Source organism: uncultured Shewanella sp., from assembly GCF_947495455.1.
Lineage (GTDB): Bacteria > Pseudomonadota > Gammaproteobacteria > Enterobacterales > Shewanellaceae > Shewanella.
Genome location: NZ_CANLZC010000005.1, coordinates 1 through 17,363, shown reverse-complemented (window position 1 = coordinate 17,363; position 17,363 = coordinate 1). Strand labels below are relative to the sequence as shown.

Genomic DNA, 17,363 nt, shown 5'->3' with positions numbered 1-17,363 from the left:
TTTTTAGGGTGCTGTATTCCTCATTGCTGATACATTGGATGATCGCGTTTAAATAAAGCCCACTCTTCCACCACTTCTCCACTCGGCAGTGTACAATAATTCATACTTCCCTGTGTCTTTGATGTATCGTTAGAGTTGGCTGTATCACTCTTATCACTCTTATCACTCTTATCACTCTTATCACTCTTATCACTCTTATCATCCTTATCACTGTCTTTACTGGGTTTGGGTTTTGGCTTGTTGCCTAATTTGCCGCCAAGAGAGATGCAGTACTCAGAAGCAGGATTTTTTTGTGTTAATTTTTTTGGCGCTTTGTCAGGTGAGCAGCCAGATAAAATAATCCCTAAAAGCACAGCGCTTATGGTGATAACGTGGCGCATAATTTATCCTTAAGAGAGAGTGAAAATGGTATTTGGTATAAGCATAGACAATCTATTTGTAAAAAGATTGCCCATTGTCAGCGTTACTTTAAATTTGGGAAGACAAGCTTTTATCGAAGTCTAACAGGGTATTTCTAAATAAGCTCAATAATAGATCACTGTTTACACTGGCTCCGACTTGATGGGAGCGCCTGTTTGACCAAGGGTCGGTCATGTAGGTAATATTGTCGAATTTTTGTAATGTGTGGCCTTTAGCTGGACCGGATGTGATCACATGTATAGGGCCTTTACGGAATGAAAATAATTCTGGTGAAATCGCATAGGCAATTGCAGATGGATCGTGTACATGGCAAGATTTTGAGCCTGTAACTTGACTGTAAAACTCTAAGTAATATTGACTGATATTCCAAATGAATTGACCCACCTCTTTAGTATCGTTTTTTATATTGCTTAAATATTGCTCTGTGAAAATGCTCTCTTTAGTCACATCAAGCCCTATGACGGTTATCGGCCAATTGGCTGCAAACACAATATCAGCTGCTAATGGGTCCGCATAACTATTTGCTTCTGCATAAGGTGTGATATTACCGCGATGTCCATTGATCCCAAAAGCTCCCCCCATAATAATCACTTCTTTTACTTGGGTTGCGATTTCAGGGGCAAGTTGTAAGGCAAGGGCTAAGTTAGTGAGTGGTCCGACGGCAATTAATGTGATTTCACCAGGCTCATTGTTTACAGAATCAATGATATATTGGGCGGCAGAGCGCTTATCAAGCTTGGTGCGACTTTGTGGACCGACTTGAACATGACCAAAGCCTGTTTCTCCGTGAACCTTCACGACAGGTGCTTTTGGAATACCGGAAAGAGGAAGGGAGGCACCTTTTACAATATCGGCCGACAGATTATATTTATTCTTTAAAAAAAGGGCATTATTTGTACCATGCTCAACGTCTGTATTGCCATATACGATTGTGAGAGCTTTGAGGTCAAGGGATGGGCTAGCCTCAGCAAATAAAATTGCCATAGCATCATCAATACCAGGATCTGTATCGAGAATAATTTTTCTTGTCATTGTATGTTTCACTATTATGTTGATGAAAAGACCATTTCATTGTGAAATAGTAAAGTTGAATTGGCCATCTTTTATGATGTTTTTTCTTGGTTCTTATATGTAATTCCCTTACCATTTATTGATATAAGGCTTAGATCAGGGTGCCGATATGGCGAATATTTTGCTTGTTGCTAATTTAAATTGTGATCGCGTGATGCAATTACCTGCAACACTTCATACAGGGGGACGTTTTTATTATCAGGAAAAAGGCCGACGTCTTGGTGGAGGTGGAGCCAATACTGGAATCGGCTTAGTTTGGGCAAAGCATAATGTACAGCTTGTGAGTCAAGTGAGTATAGATACCAACGGAGATTGGTTATTACAAGAGGCCATGTCTTACGGGATTGATTGTGAGCAGGTTACGCGTCGAGAAGCCTTGTCATGTGAGATGATGTTGATGATGGAGCCTGATGGCGAGCGAACCATTTTACGCCCTTTACGCCCACCTTTATGTTTGCCCAGTATGCCTTGTTGGAAAAGTATTGATGCGTTATATGTCAACTCATCGGCAGATGGATTAGCAAGTTGGACTGCGGCAGCAATGACGACTTGCTTAGTCGTCACGCAGTTAGCTAAAGATAATCGCAAACGTGATGCGCATGTTTTATTGACTTCAGAAAGTGACTTGCAAGGGCGATGCGAAGGCTCCCCTTGGCAATTTGCCCTTGATATAGCGGGTCAGCAATTACGCTATTTTATTGTTACTAATGGGCATTTAGGTGCGACACTCTATACCGCTACTAGCATTAAACGTGTTTGTGCTAAAAATGCCAAGGTAATGGATACGACAGGTGCAGGTGATGCCTATGCGGCCGGGCTTATTCATGGACTACTGACTGCTGGTGATATTGACATTGCGATGGAAGAAGCGGCTATTTGGTCAGCTTTTAGTGTGAGCTCTAATACCTCGATTCCAAGTGTTGAGCTGAAAGCGTATTTGCAAGCTAAATGAGTGGGGTGCCAATGAAAGGTAAGCGATTACAAGACAGAATATCGACTATTAGTGTAGATAAGTGCGATAAGATTATATTTTTCGAAAGTCTTTAATGCAAAAGGGTATGAATCTTTATTGCAGTGTCAAGGCCTGGCACAAAGTTGGAAAAGCCGTTTATACGGGAGTTTATGAGGCTAATAGAACGGCATCAATGATACCGTTCTGCTTGGCGTAGCTGATCACATATTGGGGTAGTTAGGCCCACCGCCACCCTCTGGTGTGACCCAAGTGATATTTTGACTCGGATCTTTGATATCACAGGTTTTACAGTGAATACAGTTTTGGCTGTTAATCACAAACTTGTTTTCACCTTGTTCTTGTACCACTTCATAAACACCAGCGGGGCAGTATCGTTGAGCGGGCTCGTCAAATTTAATTAAGTTGATGTTTAAAGGAATGCTTGGGTCGGTTAATTGAAGATGGCAAGGTTGATCTTCTTCATGATAGGTGTTTGATAAATATACTGAAGATGGCTTATCGAAAATTAACTTTCCGTCAGGTTTTGGGTAATCGATTTTATCAAAGGCACTGGAGGGCGCCATTTGGGCATAATCTGGCGTTTGATCTTTGAGCGTAATGGGTATGCGTCCACCAAACCAGTTTTGATCGATATAATTAAACGCGCCACCTAAAAGAGTGCCAAATTTATGCATGGCAGGCCCAAAATTACGTGAACGGTAAAGTTCATCCTTAAGCCAACTTTCTTCAAAACGCTCATGATAACTGTTTAAATCTTTTCCGGCTTTTACTCCCGCCATAAAAGCTCTGGCAAGTGTTTCTGCAGCTAAAATGCCACTCTTCATGGCAGTGTGGGAGCCTTTAATTTTGGCAAAGTTAAGGGTGCCTGCATTACAGCCAATGATCAGGCCTCCCGGAAAGCTCATTTTAGGTAATGAATTCAATCCACCTTTAGTGATAGCGCGAGCGCCATAAGTGATACGTTCAGCATTTTTTAATGTTTGCGCAATGACAGGGTGTGTTTTATATCGCTGAAATTCATCAAATGGGCTTAAATGGGGATTTTTATAATTGAGATCTATGATCAGGCCGACAGCCACTTGATTGTCTTCTAGGTGATAAAGAAATCCGCCACCGGATGATCCTTCTGTTAATGGCCAACCTCCGGTATGAACGACTTTACCCAGTTGATGTTGATCGGCTGGCACTTTCCAGATTTCTTTAAACCCTAATCCGTAATGTTGTGGGGTTTTATCTTTATCTAATTGGTATTTGTCTATGACCTCTTTACCTAGATGCCCTCGGCAACCTTCGCTTAATACTGTATATCGAGCATGAAGTTCCATACCGGGTTCAAAGCTGTCTTTTGCTTGTCCATTGGCTCCCATTCCCATGTCACCAATAAGGATCCCTTTAACGCTGTCGTCATCATTATATAGTAATTGGCTTGCAGGAAATCCTGGAAATATCTCGACACCTAAGGTTTCAGCTTGTTCTGCCAACCAGCGACATAAGTTACCTAAGCTGATAATATAGTTGCCTTTATTATGCATAGTTTTAGGGACGATTGCATTGGGTAAAAGCTTTGATTGGGTTGATGATTTTAATAAATGAATTTCATCGCTGGTGACTGCGGTGCTTAATGGTGCATTCATTTCGTGCCAATTAGAAAATAATTCTTCTAGTACATCGGGTTCAAAAACGGCCCCTGATACTATATGTGCACCCACCTCCGATCCTTTTTCAACAACACAAATTGAAATATCTTGGCCGCAATCTTTAGATATTTGCATGAGTCGACAAGCTGTTGCTAATCCTGCAGGCCCAGCACCCACTATGATAACGTCGAATTCCATTGATTCACGTTCCATCAGTTCACCTCATCCTTACTTTTCCCCGCTGCTTATCATGAGCACCTCAAAAGAGACTTGATATAAACGGGTGTTTTAATTTATTGCTTACCTTACCTGAATTTTTAACTTCGGCACAGTGATCTCTGTATTTGGGTGAGGTACTTGAGTATGATTTTTTGGTGATAAGTGTCAAAAAATCGCTACGAATGTCCATTATTGCATAATAAATACCCTCTTAACGCTAGGGGAGTAAGGTGGTTTCAGCCTATAATGGGTATAATGAAATTTCTTTTTTTCGTGTTTGATGTCAATTTCTGGAAGTTTGATTGTTAAATAATCGTTGTTATGTGCGGGGGGATTTCTCTTACCTCTCAGTAGGAAGGGTGAAATGTCTCAGTTAGAAGATAAATTTGGTCGAAGATTTCATTACTTACGTTTGTCGGTGACTGATGTCTGTAATTTCAAATGTGGGTATTGTTTGCCGAATGGGTATCAACCAAGTGGTAAACCGTCATTTTTAACCTTGAATGAAATATTCCATCTGGTGAATGCATTTGCGCAAGTAGGCACAAAAAAAATTCGTATTACCGGTGGGGAACCTTCTTTACGTCGTGACTTTACCGATATTATTCGACTGATTGCTGATAATGATAACATTCATACTGTGGCGACAACGACCAATGGTGATCGTTTAGCTAAACAGGCTAAGGTTTGGTATGAAGCGGGATTGAGAAAAATTAATGTGTCGGTAGATAGTCTTGATCCTCGTTTGTTTTATCAAATCACTGGTGAGAATAAGTTTTATCAAGTGATGCAAGGTATTGATGCTGCTTTAGAGGCTGGCTTTGAAAGGATTAAAGTGAATGCCGTATTGCTTAAAGGGGTTAACGATCAATCTTTGCCTCAATTTTTAAACTGGATTAAAAAGCTTCCCATTGATCTTAGGTTTATTGAACTCATGGAAACAGGGCTTGGGCGTGATTATTTTAAGCAATATCATGTAGCGGGCCGAGAAATTAAAGCTTGGTTACTGCAGCAAGGTTGGCAATTAGATCCTAGCCATATTGATGATGGTCCTGCCCAAAATTTCAGTCATTCTGATTATTTAGGCAGAATAGGGTTAATCATGCCTTATGAAAAAAATTTCTGTATGAGCTGTAACCGCTTACGTGTTTCAGCGAAAGGAAAATTGCATTTATGTTTATTTACTGAAAATGGAATTAATTTAAGAGACTTATTAACGTCGCATTCTCAGCAAGAAGCTTTGATAGCTCGTTTACATGGCCAGCTAGCAACAAAGAAACAAACCCATTTTTTACATCAAGGTGTCACTGGCGTGACGCAACATTTAGCTTCCATTGGTGGGTAATTTTATTCAGCCTGATGATAGTTCCCTGATGATTGATGATTGTTCTATTTTTAGCTGGTTAAATTCATATACTGCTTGTATTAGGTAATAAATAATGACAGATAACTTTACCCATATCAATGCCGAGGGTAATGCCCATATGGTTGATGTTACTAATAAAAATAATACTCAACGAGAAGCTAGAGCGCAAGCTTTTATTGAAATGGCACCGAAAACATTGCAAATGATTATTCAAGGTCAACATCATAAAGGTGATGTGTTTGCGACGGCGCGAATTGCGGGTATTCAAGCAGCAAAAAAAACGTCAGATCTTATTCCATTGTGTCATCCTCTCATGCTGACTAAAGTCGAGATTGATATTGAGGCTGAGCTTGATAATCACAGGGTGAAGGTCACTAGTTTATGTAAGTTATCTGGAAAAACGGGTGTTGAAATGGAGGCGTTAACGGCGGTTTCTGTCGCTGTATTAACGATTTATGATATGTGTAAAGCCATTCAAAAAGACATGATTATTTCTCAGATATGTTTATTAGAAAAAACAGGTGGTAAGTCAGGGGATTATCACATTAAATAAGTATTTTTTGATGTGTTTTTAGCCATTATTCCGTGTGATGCTTGTTCATTGAAATTGTCATGGGTCAAATTGACATTTCTTTTGCTTATGATGGCCAATTTTATGGGATAATCAGGTGACTTATTGTCAATGCTGATGGCATCAATGAAGTTAGAAATGCATTTTTTAAGGATAGCAATTGATATAGAGGTAATGTTTTAAATATGATTAATGTATTGTTTTTTGCTCAAGTAAGAGAGCAATTACAGTTAAGCCATTTGTTGGTGCCTGCAAATGAGGCGATTCAAACTGCTGATGATCTTAGATTACATTTATCTCAAAAAGGGGATAAATGGGCGAAAGCACTTGAGTTCGAGCGTTTATTGGTCGCCGTTAATCAAACCATCAGTCAGTGGGATACGCTAGTACAAGATGGTGATGAAGTTGCTTTTTTCCCTCCTGTGACGGGTGGGTAGGTGATTAATAATGATTCGAGTACAAACAGAAGATTTTAGCTTAGCTGATGAATATCAAGATTTAAATACAGATGATCATGATGGGGCGATCGTGACTTTTGTGGGTAAAGTCAGAGATTTTAATGATGCAAGAGAGGTGACTAAGCTGACACTTGAGCATTATCCTGGTATGACTGAAACTGTATTGGCTCAAATAGAAGAACAAGCTCGTGAGCGTTGGCCCCTTAATAAGGTTACTATTATACATAGAGTGGGCACATTGGCGTTAGGGGAGCAAATCGTTTTTATTGGTGTGACTAGCCAACATCGAAAAGCGGCTTTTGAGGCATGTGAATTTTTAATTGATTTTTTGAAAATAAAAGCCCCTTTTTGGAAGCTCGAAGCGAATGAAATTAGTCAGCATTGGATTGATGCTAAAACCTCTGATGATCTTGCGGCTAAGCAGTGGCAGAGTGAATGAAGCTTGAATTGAGATTAAGTGTACCGCAGTGGTTATGGAGGTCATGTTAGTGAAACGAATGTTCAATGTCTTTTTTTTATGCCTTAGTGTCTGTTTTATGGTTTTTTTTGTTAATGCTGCGTCGGCAGATACATCAAAGAGAGATATTCCATTAATTGCAGCAGCTTCCAGTATTAAATTTGCTTTGGATGATGTGATACAAAAATTTACGAGCGACACTGGATTAAGGGTCAATGTCTCTTATGGTTCATCAGGTAATTTAGTGTCTCAGATCCGTCACGGTGCGCCTTTTCAGTTATTTTTATCTGCAGATGAATTCTATGTTTCTGAACTTAAACAGCAAGGCTTGATACAAGGTGAAGGTCAAGTGTATGCCATTGGCAAATTGGCGCTGGTGGCTTCAAAAACATCACCCTTACCACTCGATGAATCATTAAAAGGGGTCAAAGACTTTATTCGTTCAGGTCAATTAGCCCGTTTTGCTATTGCTAACCCCAAACATGCTCCTTATGGCGAAAGAGCGCAAGCGCTGCTGAAGCGTTTTGGGTTATGGAATAATATTCAACCTCATTTAGTCCTTGGAGAAAATGTGTCTCAAGCTGCCCAATTTGTATTAACTGGAGCGGTACAAGGAGGGATTGTGGCTTTATCTTTAACCATTAGCCCTCAATTTAAAAAAGAGATTGAGTATGTTGTGCTCCCTATGGATTCGTATCCTCCTTTAAAGCAGAGTATGGCTTTATTAAACAATGCCGATACGACGGCAAGGCTATTTTATCAGTATGTATTATCGCCTAAGGCCCAATCTATCTTTCAACATTATGGTTTTGCCCAAGTTGGAACATTATGATGGATTGGCAAGCACTCTATCTGTCGGTAAAATTAAGTGCTGTCACTGTATTAATTCTTATTCCATTTTCCATTTTTTTTAGTCGATTACTGGCTTATAGTCAGTTCAAAGGTAAAGCTTGGATTGAAGCGTTAGTGATGGTGCCCTTAGTATTACCGCCAACGGTTGTCGGGTATTACTTATTATCAGGGCTAGGTCAGCAGTCTTGGTTGGGTCAACAATTACAAGAATGGTTTGGCATTCAGTTAGTCTTTCACTTTTCGGGTCTTGTCGTCGCATCGATTCTGGTTAATGTTCCTTTTGCTGTTCAGCCCATTCAACGTGCTTTTGAAGCTATTCCCATAGAAATGCGTGATGCCGCTGAGTGTTGTGGCATGAGTAGGTTGAAAATATTACTCAAAATAGAGTTACCTATGATTTGGCCTGGAATACTCATGGCATTAGTTTTGTGCTTTTCTCATGTGCTAGGTGAATTTGGCGTAGTGTTAATGATGGGAGGCAATATCGTGGGTGAAACACAAACTATTGCTATTGCTATCTATGACAGTGTTCAAGCATTTGATTTTGAAAGTGCGGGATTAATGTCTTTGGTGTTACTAATTTTTGCAATCAGCGTACTTGCACTAACAACAAGCTTATCACGCCATTTCAGCTCGAGTTATAAATATGAGCATTAACACTAACATTCATACTAATAGAGCCCTTTACTGTCAAATAGAGCAATCGCTACCTATTCCACTAAAGGTAGATTTTAGCTGTGAAGCGGGAAAGCTGTTAGCCATAGTAGGACCTTCTGGTGGAGGGAAGTCAACATTATTGCGAGTGCTTGCAGGACTTAGTTTACCGCGAACTGGCCACATTGAATGTGGGGGACGTTGCTTATTTGATGCTAAAGGACATATACATATGTCACCTGCAGAGCGTCATGTTGGTTATGTTCCTCAACATTTTGGCTTGTTTCCTCATCTCACGGCATTAGAGAACATTTTAGCAGGGTTAGATCATATTCCTAAAGTGGCAAGAAAACACCGTGCAATGCAGTGGTTAGCTGAGATGAATTTAACTCATGTCGCTCATCGTCGCCCTAGTGCGCTATCCGGTGGGCAGCAGCAAAGGATTGCTCTTGCAAGAGCTTTGGCGCGAGAACCGACGCTCTTGTTGTTGGATGAGCCTTTTTCAGCTGTTGACTGGAAGACTCGAGAATTTCTTTATGAGTCTTTATTTGATTTAAAAAGCAGTTTAAACATTCCTGTGATTATGGTGACTCATGATTTAAAAGAAGCATTGTTGTTGGCCGACAATATATTGCTAATGGATGATGGTTATATGTTGCAGCATGGCAGCCCTCAAGCTTTGCTGAGTCGACCGACATCAGAAATTGTGGCCAAACAAATGGGGCAGAAAAATGTGTTTGATGGTGTGGTGACGACAGATACAATATCCACTGATGTTTCTTGCTTATATTGGCAAGGTGTGAAAGTGAATGCGGCTTATCAAGCCTCGCTTGTACAAGGACAAGATGTTCGTTGGATGGTATCAAATTCAGGTATTGAATTGTATGATGATTTATCTCTTGCAAAGGAGCCAAATTGTTTTGTGGTGACGGTTGTGTCTTTACTTGCTATAGGTGACATGATTCGAATCATACTGAGTGTCAATGCTAATGCCCAAAGGTTACATTTGGAACTGCCTGTACAAGTTGTTAAGCAATTGGGCTTAATGCAAGGAAAAGAGAGTTTAGCTATGTTAAATTTAAGCTGTATTCATATTTTTTCTTCCAGTAATTGAAATAATAATGTTGAATAGTCATAAACAGATGATCAAAATTTAATTTGTTAGTCACCTCAAGATTATTAACGCTTCTGTACCCTAGCTTATATTTAGTACAGGAGCAAAAGATGACGAAAACATTAGCGAGCTCCATCATATTAACATGCGTATTAACTTTACCTGTACACGCTGAAAATCAACAGACTGAACTGAGCTTAACCTCAACCAATAAAAATATGGCTTCTAGTCTACCAGTTGCTTTTTCTGGGTATTTGGTTAAAAGTTTAAATGATGAATCGTACTTGTTTCGTGATAATGCGGGTGATATTGAAGTTGAAATAAAAGATACTTTATGGCGTGATATGGAAGTATTAAGCCATAGTCAGGTTAAATTGATTGGCCGAAAAGAGGATCGCTGGCATGGGCTTGAAATTGAAATTGACAGTGCTCGTCTGATTTAATAATGATATTGTTTATATGATACACAGCGGTATTCATCATGGAGGAGCCATGGCTCGATGGCTAATAGGGTTAATCCTTTTTTCTGGGAGCGTTGCAGCAGAGCCTGAGCTTTATTTATTACTTTCTCAGGCTGATAATCAACCGATTATGCTTGTTATGCGTAAGCTTGAAAATTTACATTTAGGTGACATATCCAGTTTTGATGTTGAGCAGAAAGAAGGCGAACTGGTTTATGATTTTCGAATGATTAATACTAAGTCAAATGAAGTATTAAATTATTCATATCGTGCTCGTGATGGAGAGCTATTATCACAACATGCTTCTTTTTTTAATAGAAAGGAAAAAAGTGAATTACTCGCCGTTTTGGCTTTAAAAAGTGTCGGTATGACTTTTTCTAAGTTAGTTCAAAAAGCGAGTAAGAATAATAAAGGGTATTTGATTAAAGCAAGTATAGATAATGCATTGGGCATAAATTATCTAGAACTTGAATTTTTAACGCAAGAAGGTCAGCACCAATTGGCATATAACATTAATAGTCAACGCTTATTGCCTTTGCTGAAATGGGATTAACATATGAAAATACTGATAGTAGAAGACGATAGTACAACAATTGATTATGTTGTCAAAGGGTTCGCTGAGCAAGGTTATAATATTGAAACCGCATCCGATGGGCATCAAGGCTTATTGCTTGCGACGAGTATGAAGTATGATTTGATTATTTTAGATCGTATGTTACCCCAATTGGATGGATTAAAAGTCCTTGCGGCTTTAAGAGCAACGGGAAGTCAGACGCCGGTGCTAATTTTATCAGCATTAAGCCATGTTGATGAGAGAGTAAAAGGATTGCGAGCGGGAGGGGATGACTATATGACTAAACCTTTCGCTTTTTCTGAACTCTTAGTGAGAGCCGAAAAGCTAATGCAAAGAGGTGAGTTACAACCGACGAAAACGGATCTTGTTGTCGGTCCATTGACCATGGAGCTACTGACTCGAAAAGTATTAGTTGATGATAATGAGCTTATGCTGCAACCAAAAGAGTTTCAGCTACTAAAATATTTAATGGAGCATGCTGATCAAGTGATTAGCCGAACATTATTATTTGAAGCTGTGTGGGATTATCATTTTGATCCTCGAACAAATGTCATCGATGTTCATATAGCAAAACTTCGTAGAAAGCTCGAGGAGTTGGGACATGGCGAACTCATCGAAACGGTTAGAGGCGCAGGTTATCGGTTACGTCAAGGGCATTAAGCCCCACCAAAGTAGTGCATGGAGAATAACCATTATTTTTTCAATATTGGTTATTTTGATTATTGGTACTTTATTATTTGGTATGTATCGGCAGCTAATGAATGAGCAAGAGCTACAACTCGATCAGCAGCTGGCAGCAGAAAAAACACGCTATCAACAGATGGCATTAACGCTTGATCGTCGAAGCTTCGCGACACAAGTGAGAACAGCAGATCCTAAAGTGGCATTAATTGTTTGGCGAAACTCAGTGGATCTTATTGGGGCGCTTAGTATGATCCCTGATGATATGCCTATGTTACCAAAAAAGAAAGAGTTTCCTGTTTTCGCTGGTGGATCGGATAAATTGCATATATTGACAGGTGGTTTAGCGATGACGCGCTATGGCCCAGTGCTCATTGCAACACGAACCGATCAACTGGGTACCTTGATTGATAAATTCAGTAATGCTGCGATTACGGCACTTATGTTAACCATAGTATTAACACTGGCTTTGGGGTATCTTTTTTCTAAGACGCTTTTACGACGCCTAGTGCAATACAACCGACTGAGTGAAAAAATAGAGCAAGGGGAATATTCCACACGACTGCCTATTAGTTGGCGTAAAGATGAATTTGATATGTTAGCGCAGCAATTTAATAGTGTATTAGATACTCTAGAAGGTAATCTTGCTGCTGTGCGTGGTGTCACAGATAATATTGCTCATGATTTAAGAACGCCTCTGTCACATTTACGCATTGGTCTTGAACAACTTCCAGAAAAACCCCCTGAGGCATTACCAGAAAATTGTGCGATTATCACTGAAGAGTTAGATGATTGTTTGGCGACTTTTGATGCTATGCTATCTTTAACGCGAATTGAAGAAGGGCAGCAAACTCTTGAGCTGCAAGAGCTTAGTTTACAAGCGATTAGTCGTGATTTATTTGAAATGGCAGAAGCGATTACCGAATACAATGAGCAGAGTCTCGTGTTAGAAATGGAAGACGATTATGTGATTACCGGAGATAAATACTTATTGTTTCAAGCTTTGTTTAATCTTGTTGATAATGCTATTAAGTATTCTCCCAAAGGCGCAAAAATACAAATTATTCAAAAAGCCAATACGTTAACGATTACCGATGATGGAATAGGTATTCCAGATGAAGATAAAGAGCGTGTATTTGAACGTTTAGTGAGACTCGATCCCAGTCGGCATTTTAAAGGAACAGGATTGGGATTATCTATGGTGAAAGCCATATTATCACGTCATAATGCCAGCATTACTTTGAGTGACAACCATCCAGGATTAGTTGTTACCGTTATTTTTTAGAGAATGTTGGGTATATGTATCGAGTTGTTGCAAATGAAACTGCTTTTTTAGTGGTTTCAAAATCAATGGGTGTTCATTTTCATAGTCAATCAGGTTCTGCAGGTATCATGGCGCAGTTAGAATTGGATTTGAACATTAAACTCTACTCCGTTCATCGTTTGGATTCCCCTACGTCGGGGTTATTATTATTTGCTAAAACTGCCAAAGCCGCTGCAGAATTTACTCAGTTGTTGAGTACGCACCAAGTGCAAAAGTATTATCTTGCCATTGCACAAGGTAAGCCTAAGAAAAAACAAGGTTGGGTCATTGGTGACATGGGCAAAGCTCGCAGAAGTATGTATAAATTGCTTCGAACTCGGCTTAATCCTGCTATAACGCAGTTTTTTTCTTACGCTTTAGATAATGGGTTAAGGTTGTATTTATTGAAGCCCCATAGTGGTAAAACACATCAATTGAGAGTGGCATTATCCAGTTTGAGTGTGCCTATTTTAGGTGATGGGCTTTATGGTGGCGATACGGGCGATCGTACTTACTTACATGCTTATTGTCTCTCGTTTACTTATTCCGGTCATGATTATTTTTTTAAGGATGACCCAATTCAAGGTCATTATTTTACCTCTTTTAGCACGCAATCTGCGCTGCAGCATATAGGCAACCCAGCATCATTAGCTTGGCCAATGCGAAAATAAAGAATATTCAAATTGTATTTAATTTTTGATACTCAGTGAGTTATTTTGAGTTTTTGACACTCATTATTTTTAGTTCAGGTTATTTAGCGGCTTGTCATGATTCACAAAAATTAAATTCAAGGGTAGGATAGCGGCAACGATATTTAATGTAACAAGGAACCTCTCGTGCATACCAGAGCCATATACCCAGGCACCTTTGATCCCATTACCAATGGACATACTGATTTGATTGAACGTGCAGCTAAGTTATTTCAGCATGTCATTGTTGCGATTGCGTCGAACCCGTCTAAACAACCTAGATTTACCCTTGAAGAGCGGGTTCATTTAGTGAAGTTAGTGACCGCTCATTTAGACAATGTCGAGGTGGTTGGCTTTAGTGGGTTGCTGGTGGATTTTGCTAAACAGCAAAAAGCCAGTGTGTTACTGCGTGGTTTAAGGGCTGTGTCAGATTTTGAGTATGAATTTCAATTAGCCAATATGAATCGTCGTTTGAGCCCGAATTTAGAAAGTGTTTTCTTAACTCCAGCAGAAGAAAATTCTTTTATTTCATCAACCTTAGTCAAAGAGGTGGCGCTTCACGGCGGGGATGTGAGTCAATTTGTGCATATTGAAGTTGCTAATGCACTTAATCGCCAATAACGCTCCTTCTTTTATTTTTTTAATGACGAATGACTAATGACGCCAACAAGTTTCAGCAATAATCTCTGGGGTCGTTGAGTCTTTAAATAAGGCTATTTCGGCTGTTCGAATGGCTATAAGCGTCTCAAATAAGGGCTTACCCAGTGCCGTTTGTAAAATGCTGTCCTGTTTAAACGCTGCTAGGCTATCTTGTAATTGAGTGGGGAGGGGTTTAACTCCTTTCAATGCTTTATTTGGTGTGACTGTTAGGGTGGCAGGATCGACATTAACGGGGGCGGGTAATGCTGTTTTTTTCTTTAATCCTGCTAATCCATGGGCTATGATGCAACCTATCACCAAATAAGGATTGGCAGTGGCATCGATGGTTTTGATTTCTATATTGGCGGTGTTATGGCTATTTGCTGGTGAGCCCTTAATAAAGCGAATGGCGGCTTCTCTGTTTTCGACGCCCCAGCATTGATGATTGCCTGACCAATGGTGCGGTATGAGGCGTAAATAACTGGCGACACTGGGTGCGGTGATAGCGAGCAAAGAAGGTAAGGCATTTAAAATACCTGATATGAAATACTCACCTTCTTGTGTTATCCCTTCTGGACCTGTTCCTGCTTGAAACAAGTTAATACTTTTTTGTGTATAGCCGTTTTTATTGCTTTTTTTATTGAGACTTAGGTGTAAGTGGCAGCCGTTACCGACTCCACCATCGACAACACAAGGTGAGAATGTCGTGTGCATTTGATGTTGCAGGCCAATGGCTCTTATGGTTTGACGGACAAGGATGTTTAAATCAGCTGCAGTGAGGGGATCGCTGTGACGAATAGACAATTCAAATTGACCTGGAGAATACTCAGGATGCAGTTGCTCAACGTCAATTCCCTGTTTCGCTAATGCATCGAGCAAATCGACACTATAACGAGACACTTCGGTAATGCGTTGATGGCTATATGCAGGGCTTGTATTTAGCGGCTTAAAAACACCGCTCTGTTCTTGGCTCAACATCCATTCTATTTCAAAGGCCATACTCAGTTCATAACCTTGAGCGTTAGCTTCTTGGATCATTTTTTTTAAAAATTGACGCTGACATTGTTCATGTGGTTGTCCGGTTTGTTTGAATCTATCAACGGGTGCCCAAGCCCATCCAAGTTCCCCGGCTAATGGCGTGACTTTTGTCAGATCGGGAAACATTCTAATATCGCCTACGGGGCCACCAGCACTGGCACTGTATGTTGAGCCATCATTGAGTAAGAAAGTATCAAAAACAGGAGACATACCCACTCCCCACATGGCTGCATTTTTGAGGCGTGAGGTTGGGATCCCTTTCATTCTACTCACACCACTATTATCAATATAAGATAAGGAAATCGCACGAATGCCCTGTTCTTGCAGTTGCTCGGTTAATTCAATTGCTGTTTTTTCCGCGCTTTGAACACTCGAATCTTGGTGTGAATTGACAGTATCATTCTGCATTGATGGCCCCTTATGAAAGGTGATATTGATTTAGCTATAACGTTTGGCAGACAGGACAAAAAACGCTTGCTCGTTGCCCAAGCTTTATTTCACTGAGTAAATGACCACAGTGGGTACAGGCTTGTCCGCCTCTGCCATAAACATGTAATTTCTGAGCAAAATAACCGGGCTTCCCTTCGGCATTAGTGAAATCTTTTAATGTTGTTCCACCTTGTTTAATGGCATTTTTAAGAATTTCTTTAATATTAGCAACCAATATCCTTAGGCGCTCAATATCAATATGGCCAGCTGGGGTTTGAGGGTGGATCCCGGCGAAGAATAAGGCTTCGTTTGCATAAATGTTACCGACACCGACGACAATGTGGTTATCCATTAAACACAATTTAATCGCCTTTTTTTTATTTTTTAATGCATCAAATAAATAATCGGCATTAAACTGGCTCAGTAGCGGCTCTGGGCCTAATTTTGATAATAAAGGGTGGGCTTGTTCTGGTAGTTCACACCAAAGCCAAGCACCGAATCGGCGGGGATCGTTTAGCCGTAAGATACGGCCACTGGCCAAGGCTAGATCTATGTGATCATGTTTCTCAACAGGGGTACCGACTGAGACTAGCCTTAAACTGCCAGACATGCCCAGATGAATAATTGTTGTCCCCGCATCCGTATCAATCAGTAGATATTTTGCTCGACGTCTGACATCGCGGATCACTTGTCCAACGATTTGCTGTGCGATATCGGGTACTGGCCAGCGCAGTTTTCCATTGCGAACGGTTAAGTTTGTTACTTTATTATCAATCAAATAAGGTGAAATACCTTGGCGGGTCACTTCAACTTCAGGTAATTCGGGCATAGGAAAGCGCTCTCATTTTTGGTGGATTAAAATTTTGATCCATTCATTTTTGGTAGCAATTGCTTATTAGGCATGTCGGGCATTTGATACCAATTGCTTTGAGGGGATTTTAGTATGTGTTGTTTTGCAAATAATTGCCAGACTTGTGGCGCTTGAAAACCTTCAATATAGAAAACGACTTCTTGTGCTTGTTCGTTTAATTTGGGGGCTGTGGATAAAGGGATTACCCTTAAATTCTGCCATGTTTCAATCCATTTTTTACAGTTACTGACATTGATGCTGCAATGCCAGCCCTGTTTTTTTTGGGTGAATTGCGCAGATCCTATTTCAAGCTGTTTTAATGGAAGAGCCTCATCAAATAGTGGAATCGTTTCTTGAGACGGATTTAATTGAGGATGCGCTGTTTTATCATAGATCACACTGAGTACTGATATCATGATAAGACAAGCTATGATGATGATGTTGTTCCATTTTTTTCGAGAAAATTGACGAGAAAGGAGCATGAAATGATTGCATTGCTAGTTGGGGATATGGAGGAATGCTATACCTAATCATGGCTTAAGTGCAAGAATAAGGTCTTTTCTGAGATAAAAAAAAGCCGAAGAAAAATCTACGGCTATAAAAGAGTGTGAGCAATGTTGTGCATATAAACTCAAAGACTAATGTAAAAATAAAGACTATTTTACTATTTCTATATTAGAAGCGAGTTTCAGAACGCAAGTTAATAGTAATCATTCTCATTTGCGTTTGCAAGCCTTTATGAGGATAAAAATGGTACTTTTTCACACTTAAAAATTAAGTTTCTGATATTAAAGTTATAATTATTTTTTATGATACCAATTCCATTATATTAAGTGATCTTTCAGCGGGAATTCAACATGCTGTAGGCAAGGTCGTTAATTGCTCCTGCATTAACAGACAGTCCCAC

General features: G+C 39.9%; 21 protein-coding genes. 15 read left to right on the top strand and 6 right to left on the bottom strand.

Annotated features, from left to right (window positions below):
• Window positions 1-20 precede the first annotated feature (20 nt).
• Both Q0791_RS02675 and Q0791_RS02670 read right to left on the bottom strand, forming a co-directional pair.
• Entirely contained in the window at window positions 21-380 is a 360-nt protein-coding gene (locus Q0791_RS02675) for a DUF333 domain-containing protein (protein ID WP_299002463.1), read from the bottom strand.
• A gap of 88 nt (window positions 381-468) precedes the next feature.
• Complete coding sequence (locus Q0791_RS02670; RefSeq protein WP_299002462.1) at window positions 469-1,452, bottom strand: nucleoside hydrolase; 984 nt, start codon at window positions 1,450-1,452, stop codon at window positions 469-471.
• 148 nt (window positions 1,453-1,600) lie between these two features.
• Here Q0791_RS02670 and Q0791_RS02665 point away from each other — a divergent pair, with 148 nt between their 5' ends.
• Window positions 1,601-2,443, top strand: a complete 843-nt coding sequence (locus tag Q0791_RS02665) for a PfkB family carbohydrate kinase (RefSeq protein WP_299002460.1) — start codon at window positions 1,601-1,603, stop codon at window positions 2,441-2,443.
• A 57-nt stretch (window positions 2,444-2,500) separates the two neighbouring features.
• A complete protein-coding gene (locus tag Q0791_RS25270; protein WP_366942481.1) occupies window positions 2,501-2,617 on the top strand; it encodes a 3-alpha domain-containing protein in 117 nt (38 codons plus the stop codon).
• Between the two features lie 47 nt (window positions 2,618-2,664).
• Here the strand turns inward: Q0791_RS25270 and Q0791_RS02660 are convergent, their stop codons facing one another.
• Window positions 2,665-4,314, bottom strand: a complete 1,650-nt coding sequence (locus Q0791_RS02660; protein ID WP_299002459.1) for an electron transfer flavoprotein-ubiquinone oxidoreductase — start codon at window positions 4,312-4,314, stop codon at window positions 2,665-2,667.
• Window positions 4,315-4,684: 370 nt separating this feature from the next.
• Here Q0791_RS02660 and moaA point away from each other — a divergent pair, with 370 nt between their 5' ends.
• The 13 genes from moaA to coaD all read left to right on the top strand — a co-directional run bounded on the left by moaA (window position 4,685) and on the right by coaD (window position 14,121).
• Window positions 4,685-5,665: a GTP 3',8-cyclase MoaA gene (gene moaA / locus Q0791_RS02655; protein WP_299002458.1), complete on the top strand. Its 981-nt coding sequence runs from the start codon at window positions 4,685-4,687 to the stop codon at window positions 5,663-5,665.
• A gap of 94 nt (window positions 5,666-5,759) precedes the next feature.
• A complete protein-coding gene (moaC, locus tag Q0791_RS02650; RefSeq protein WP_299002457.1) occupies window positions 5,760-6,239 on the top strand; it encodes a cyclic pyranopterin monophosphate synthase MoaC in 480 nt (159 codons plus the stop codon).
• 203 nt (window positions 6,240-6,442) lie between these two features.
• Window positions 6,443-6,694, top strand: coding sequence for a molybdopterin synthase sulfur carrier subunit (moaD, locus tag Q0791_RS02645; protein WP_299002455.1), 252 nt, complete (start codon window positions 6,443-6,445; stop codon window positions 6,692-6,694).
• A gap of 10 nt (window positions 6,695-6,704) precedes the next feature.
• A complete protein-coding gene (gene moaE / locus Q0791_RS02640) occupies window positions 6,705-7,154 on the top strand; it encodes a molybdopterin synthase catalytic subunit MoaE (protein ID WP_299002453.1) in 450 nt (149 codons plus the stop codon).
• Window positions 7,155-7,197: 43 nt separating this feature from the next.
• Window positions 7,198-8,004, top strand: coding sequence for a molybdate ABC transporter substrate-binding protein (gene modA / locus Q0791_RS02635; RefSeq protein WP_299002451.1), 807 nt, complete (start codon window positions 7,198-7,200; stop codon window positions 8,002-8,004).
• The gene (gene modB, locus Q0791_RS02630; RefSeq protein ID WP_299002571.1) at window positions 8,004-8,681 is read left to right on the top strand and encodes a molybdate ABC transporter permease subunit; all 678 of its coding nucleotides are present in this window, start codon (window positions 8,004-8,006) and stop codon (window positions 8,679-8,681) included. The genes modA and modB overlap by 1 nt, the downstream gene beginning before the upstream one ends.
• On the top strand, window positions 8,671-9,792 hold the full coding sequence (locus tag Q0791_RS02625; RefSeq protein WP_299002449.1) for a sulfate/molybdate ABC transporter ATP-binding protein: 1,122 nt from the start codon (window positions 8,671-8,673) through the stop codon (window positions 9,790-9,792). Before modB ends, Q0791_RS02625 begins: the two co-directional genes overlap by 11 nt.
• 110 nt (window positions 9,793-9,902) lie before the next feature.
• Entirely contained in the window at window positions 9,903-10,235 is a 333-nt protein-coding gene (locus Q0791_RS02620) for a NirD/YgiW/YdeI family stress tolerance protein (RefSeq protein WP_299002448.1), read from the top strand.
• A gap of 49 nt (window positions 10,236-10,284) precedes the next feature.
• Window positions 10,285-10,806, top strand: a complete 522-nt coding sequence (locus Q0791_RS02615; protein WP_299002446.1) for a hypothetical protein — start codon at window positions 10,285-10,287, stop codon at window positions 10,804-10,806.
• A 3-nt stretch (window positions 10,807-10,809) separates the two neighbouring features.
• The gene (locus Q0791_RS02610; protein ID WP_299002445.1) at window positions 10,810-11,487 is read left to right on the top strand and encodes a response regulator transcription factor; all 678 of its coding nucleotides are present in this window, start codon (window positions 10,810-10,812) and stop codon (window positions 11,485-11,487) included.
• Window positions 11,488-11,569: 82 nt separating this feature from the next.
• A complete protein-coding gene (locus tag Q0791_RS02605; RefSeq protein ID WP_299002570.1) occupies window positions 11,570-12,793 on the top strand; it encodes a HAMP domain-containing sensor histidine kinase in 1,224 nt (407 codons plus the stop codon).
• 14 nt (window positions 12,794-12,807) lie between these two features.
• Complete coding sequence (locus tag Q0791_RS02600) at window positions 12,808-13,482, top strand: TIGR01621 family pseudouridine synthase (RefSeq protein WP_299002442.1); 675 nt, start codon at window positions 12,808-12,810, stop codon at window positions 13,480-13,482.
• Between the two features lie 165 nt (window positions 13,483-13,647).
• Window positions 13,648-14,121, top strand: coding sequence for a pantetheine-phosphate adenylyltransferase (gene coaD, locus Q0791_RS02595; protein WP_299002440.1), 474 nt, complete (start codon window positions 13,648-13,650; stop codon window positions 14,119-14,121).
• Window positions 14,122-14,154: 33 nt separating this feature from the next.
• Here coaD and Q0791_RS02590 read toward each other — a convergent pair whose 3' ends face one another.
• The 3 genes from Q0791_RS02590 to Q0791_RS02580 are packed head-to-tail and all read right to left on the bottom strand — an operon-like array spanning window position 14,155 to window position 16,938.
• Window positions 14,155-15,585 (bottom strand): glutamine synthetase family protein, encoded by a 1,431-nt coding sequence (locus Q0791_RS02590; protein WP_299002439.1) that lies wholly within the window; start codon window positions 15,583-15,585, stop codon window positions 14,155-14,157.
• Between the two features lie 34 nt (window positions 15,586-15,619).
• On the bottom strand, window positions 15,620-16,435 hold the full coding sequence (gene mutM / locus Q0791_RS02585; protein ID WP_299002437.1) for a bifunctional DNA-formamidopyrimidine glycosylase/DNA-(apurinic or apyrimidinic site) lyase: 816 nt from the start codon (window positions 16,433-16,435) through the stop codon (window positions 15,620-15,622).
• 26 nt (window positions 16,436-16,461) lie between these two features.
• Window positions 16,462-16,938: a hypothetical protein gene (locus Q0791_RS02580; RefSeq protein ID WP_299002435.1), complete on the bottom strand. Its 477-nt coding sequence runs from the start codon at window positions 16,936-16,938 to the stop codon at window positions 16,462-16,464.
• Window positions 16,939-17,363: the final 425 nt, after the last annotated feature.

Coding starts and splice junctions, on each gene's coding strand:
- Q0791_RS02660 (WP_299002459.1), bottom strand. CDS start 4,314: ATGGAACGTGAATCAATGGAATTCGACGTTATCATAGTGGGTGCTGGG.
- Q0791_RS02670 (WP_299002462.1), bottom strand. CDS start 1,452: ATGACAAGAAAAATTATTCTCGATACAGATCCTGGTATTGATGATGCT.
- Q0791_RS02620 (WP_299002448.1), top strand. CDS start 9,903: ATGACGAAAACATTAGCGAGCTCCATCATATTAACATGCGTATTAACT.
- Q0791_RS02590 (WP_299002439.1), bottom strand. CDS start 15,585: ATGCAGAATGATACTGTCAATTCACACCAAGATTCGAGTGTTCAAAGC.
- Q0791_RS02610 (WP_299002445.1), top strand. CDS start 10,810: ATGAAAATACTGATAGTAGAAGACGATAGTACAACAATTGATTATGTT.
- moaC (WP_299002457.1), top strand. CDS start 5,760: ATGACAGATAACTTTACCCATATCAATGCCGAGGGTAATGCCCATATG.
- moaE (WP_299002453.1), top strand. CDS start 6,705: ATGATTCGAGTACAAACAGAAGATTTTAGCTTAGCTGATGAATATCAA.
- modB (WP_299002571.1), top strand. CDS start 8,004: ATGGATTGGCAAGCACTCTATCTGTCGGTAAAATTAAGTGCTGTCACT.
- Q0791_RS02625 (WP_299002449.1), top strand. CDS start 8,671: ATGAGCATTAACACTAACATTCATACTAATAGAGCCCTTTACTGTCAA.
- Q0791_RS02615 (WP_299002446.1), top strand. CDS start 10,285: ATGGCTCGATGGCTAATAGGGTTAATCCTTTTTTCTGGGAGCGTTGCA.
- Q0791_RS02605 (WP_299002570.1), top strand. CDS start 11,570: ATGTATCGGCAGCTAATGAATGAGCAAGAGCTACAACTCGATCAGCAG.
- mutM (WP_299002437.1), bottom strand. CDS start 16,435: ATGCCCGAATTACCTGAAGTTGAAGTGACCCGCCAAGGTATTTCACCT.
- modA (WP_299002451.1), top strand. CDS start 7,198: ATGTTAGTGAAACGAATGTTCAATGTCTTTTTTTTATGCCTTAGTGTC.
- Q0791_RS02665 (WP_299002460.1), top strand. CDS start 1,601: ATGGCGAATATTTTGCTTGTTGCTAATTTAAATTGTGATCGCGTGATG.
- Q0791_RS02600 (WP_299002442.1), top strand. CDS start 12,808: ATGTATCGAGTTGTTGCAAATGAAACTGCTTTTTTAGTGGTTTCAAAA.
- moaA (WP_299002458.1), top strand. CDS start 4,685: ATGTCTCAGTTAGAAGATAAATTTGGTCGAAGATTTCATTACTTACGT.
- moaD (WP_299002455.1), top strand. CDS start 6,443: ATGATTAATGTATTGTTTTTTGCTCAAGTAAGAGAGCAATTACAGTTA.
- Q0791_RS02580 (WP_299002435.1), bottom strand. CDS start 16,938: ATGCTCCTTTCTCGTCAATTTTCTCGAAAAAAATGGAACAACATCATC.
- Q0791_RS02675 (WP_299002463.1), bottom strand. CDS start 380: ATGCGCCACGTTATCACCATAAGCGCTGTGCTTTTAGGGATTATTTTA.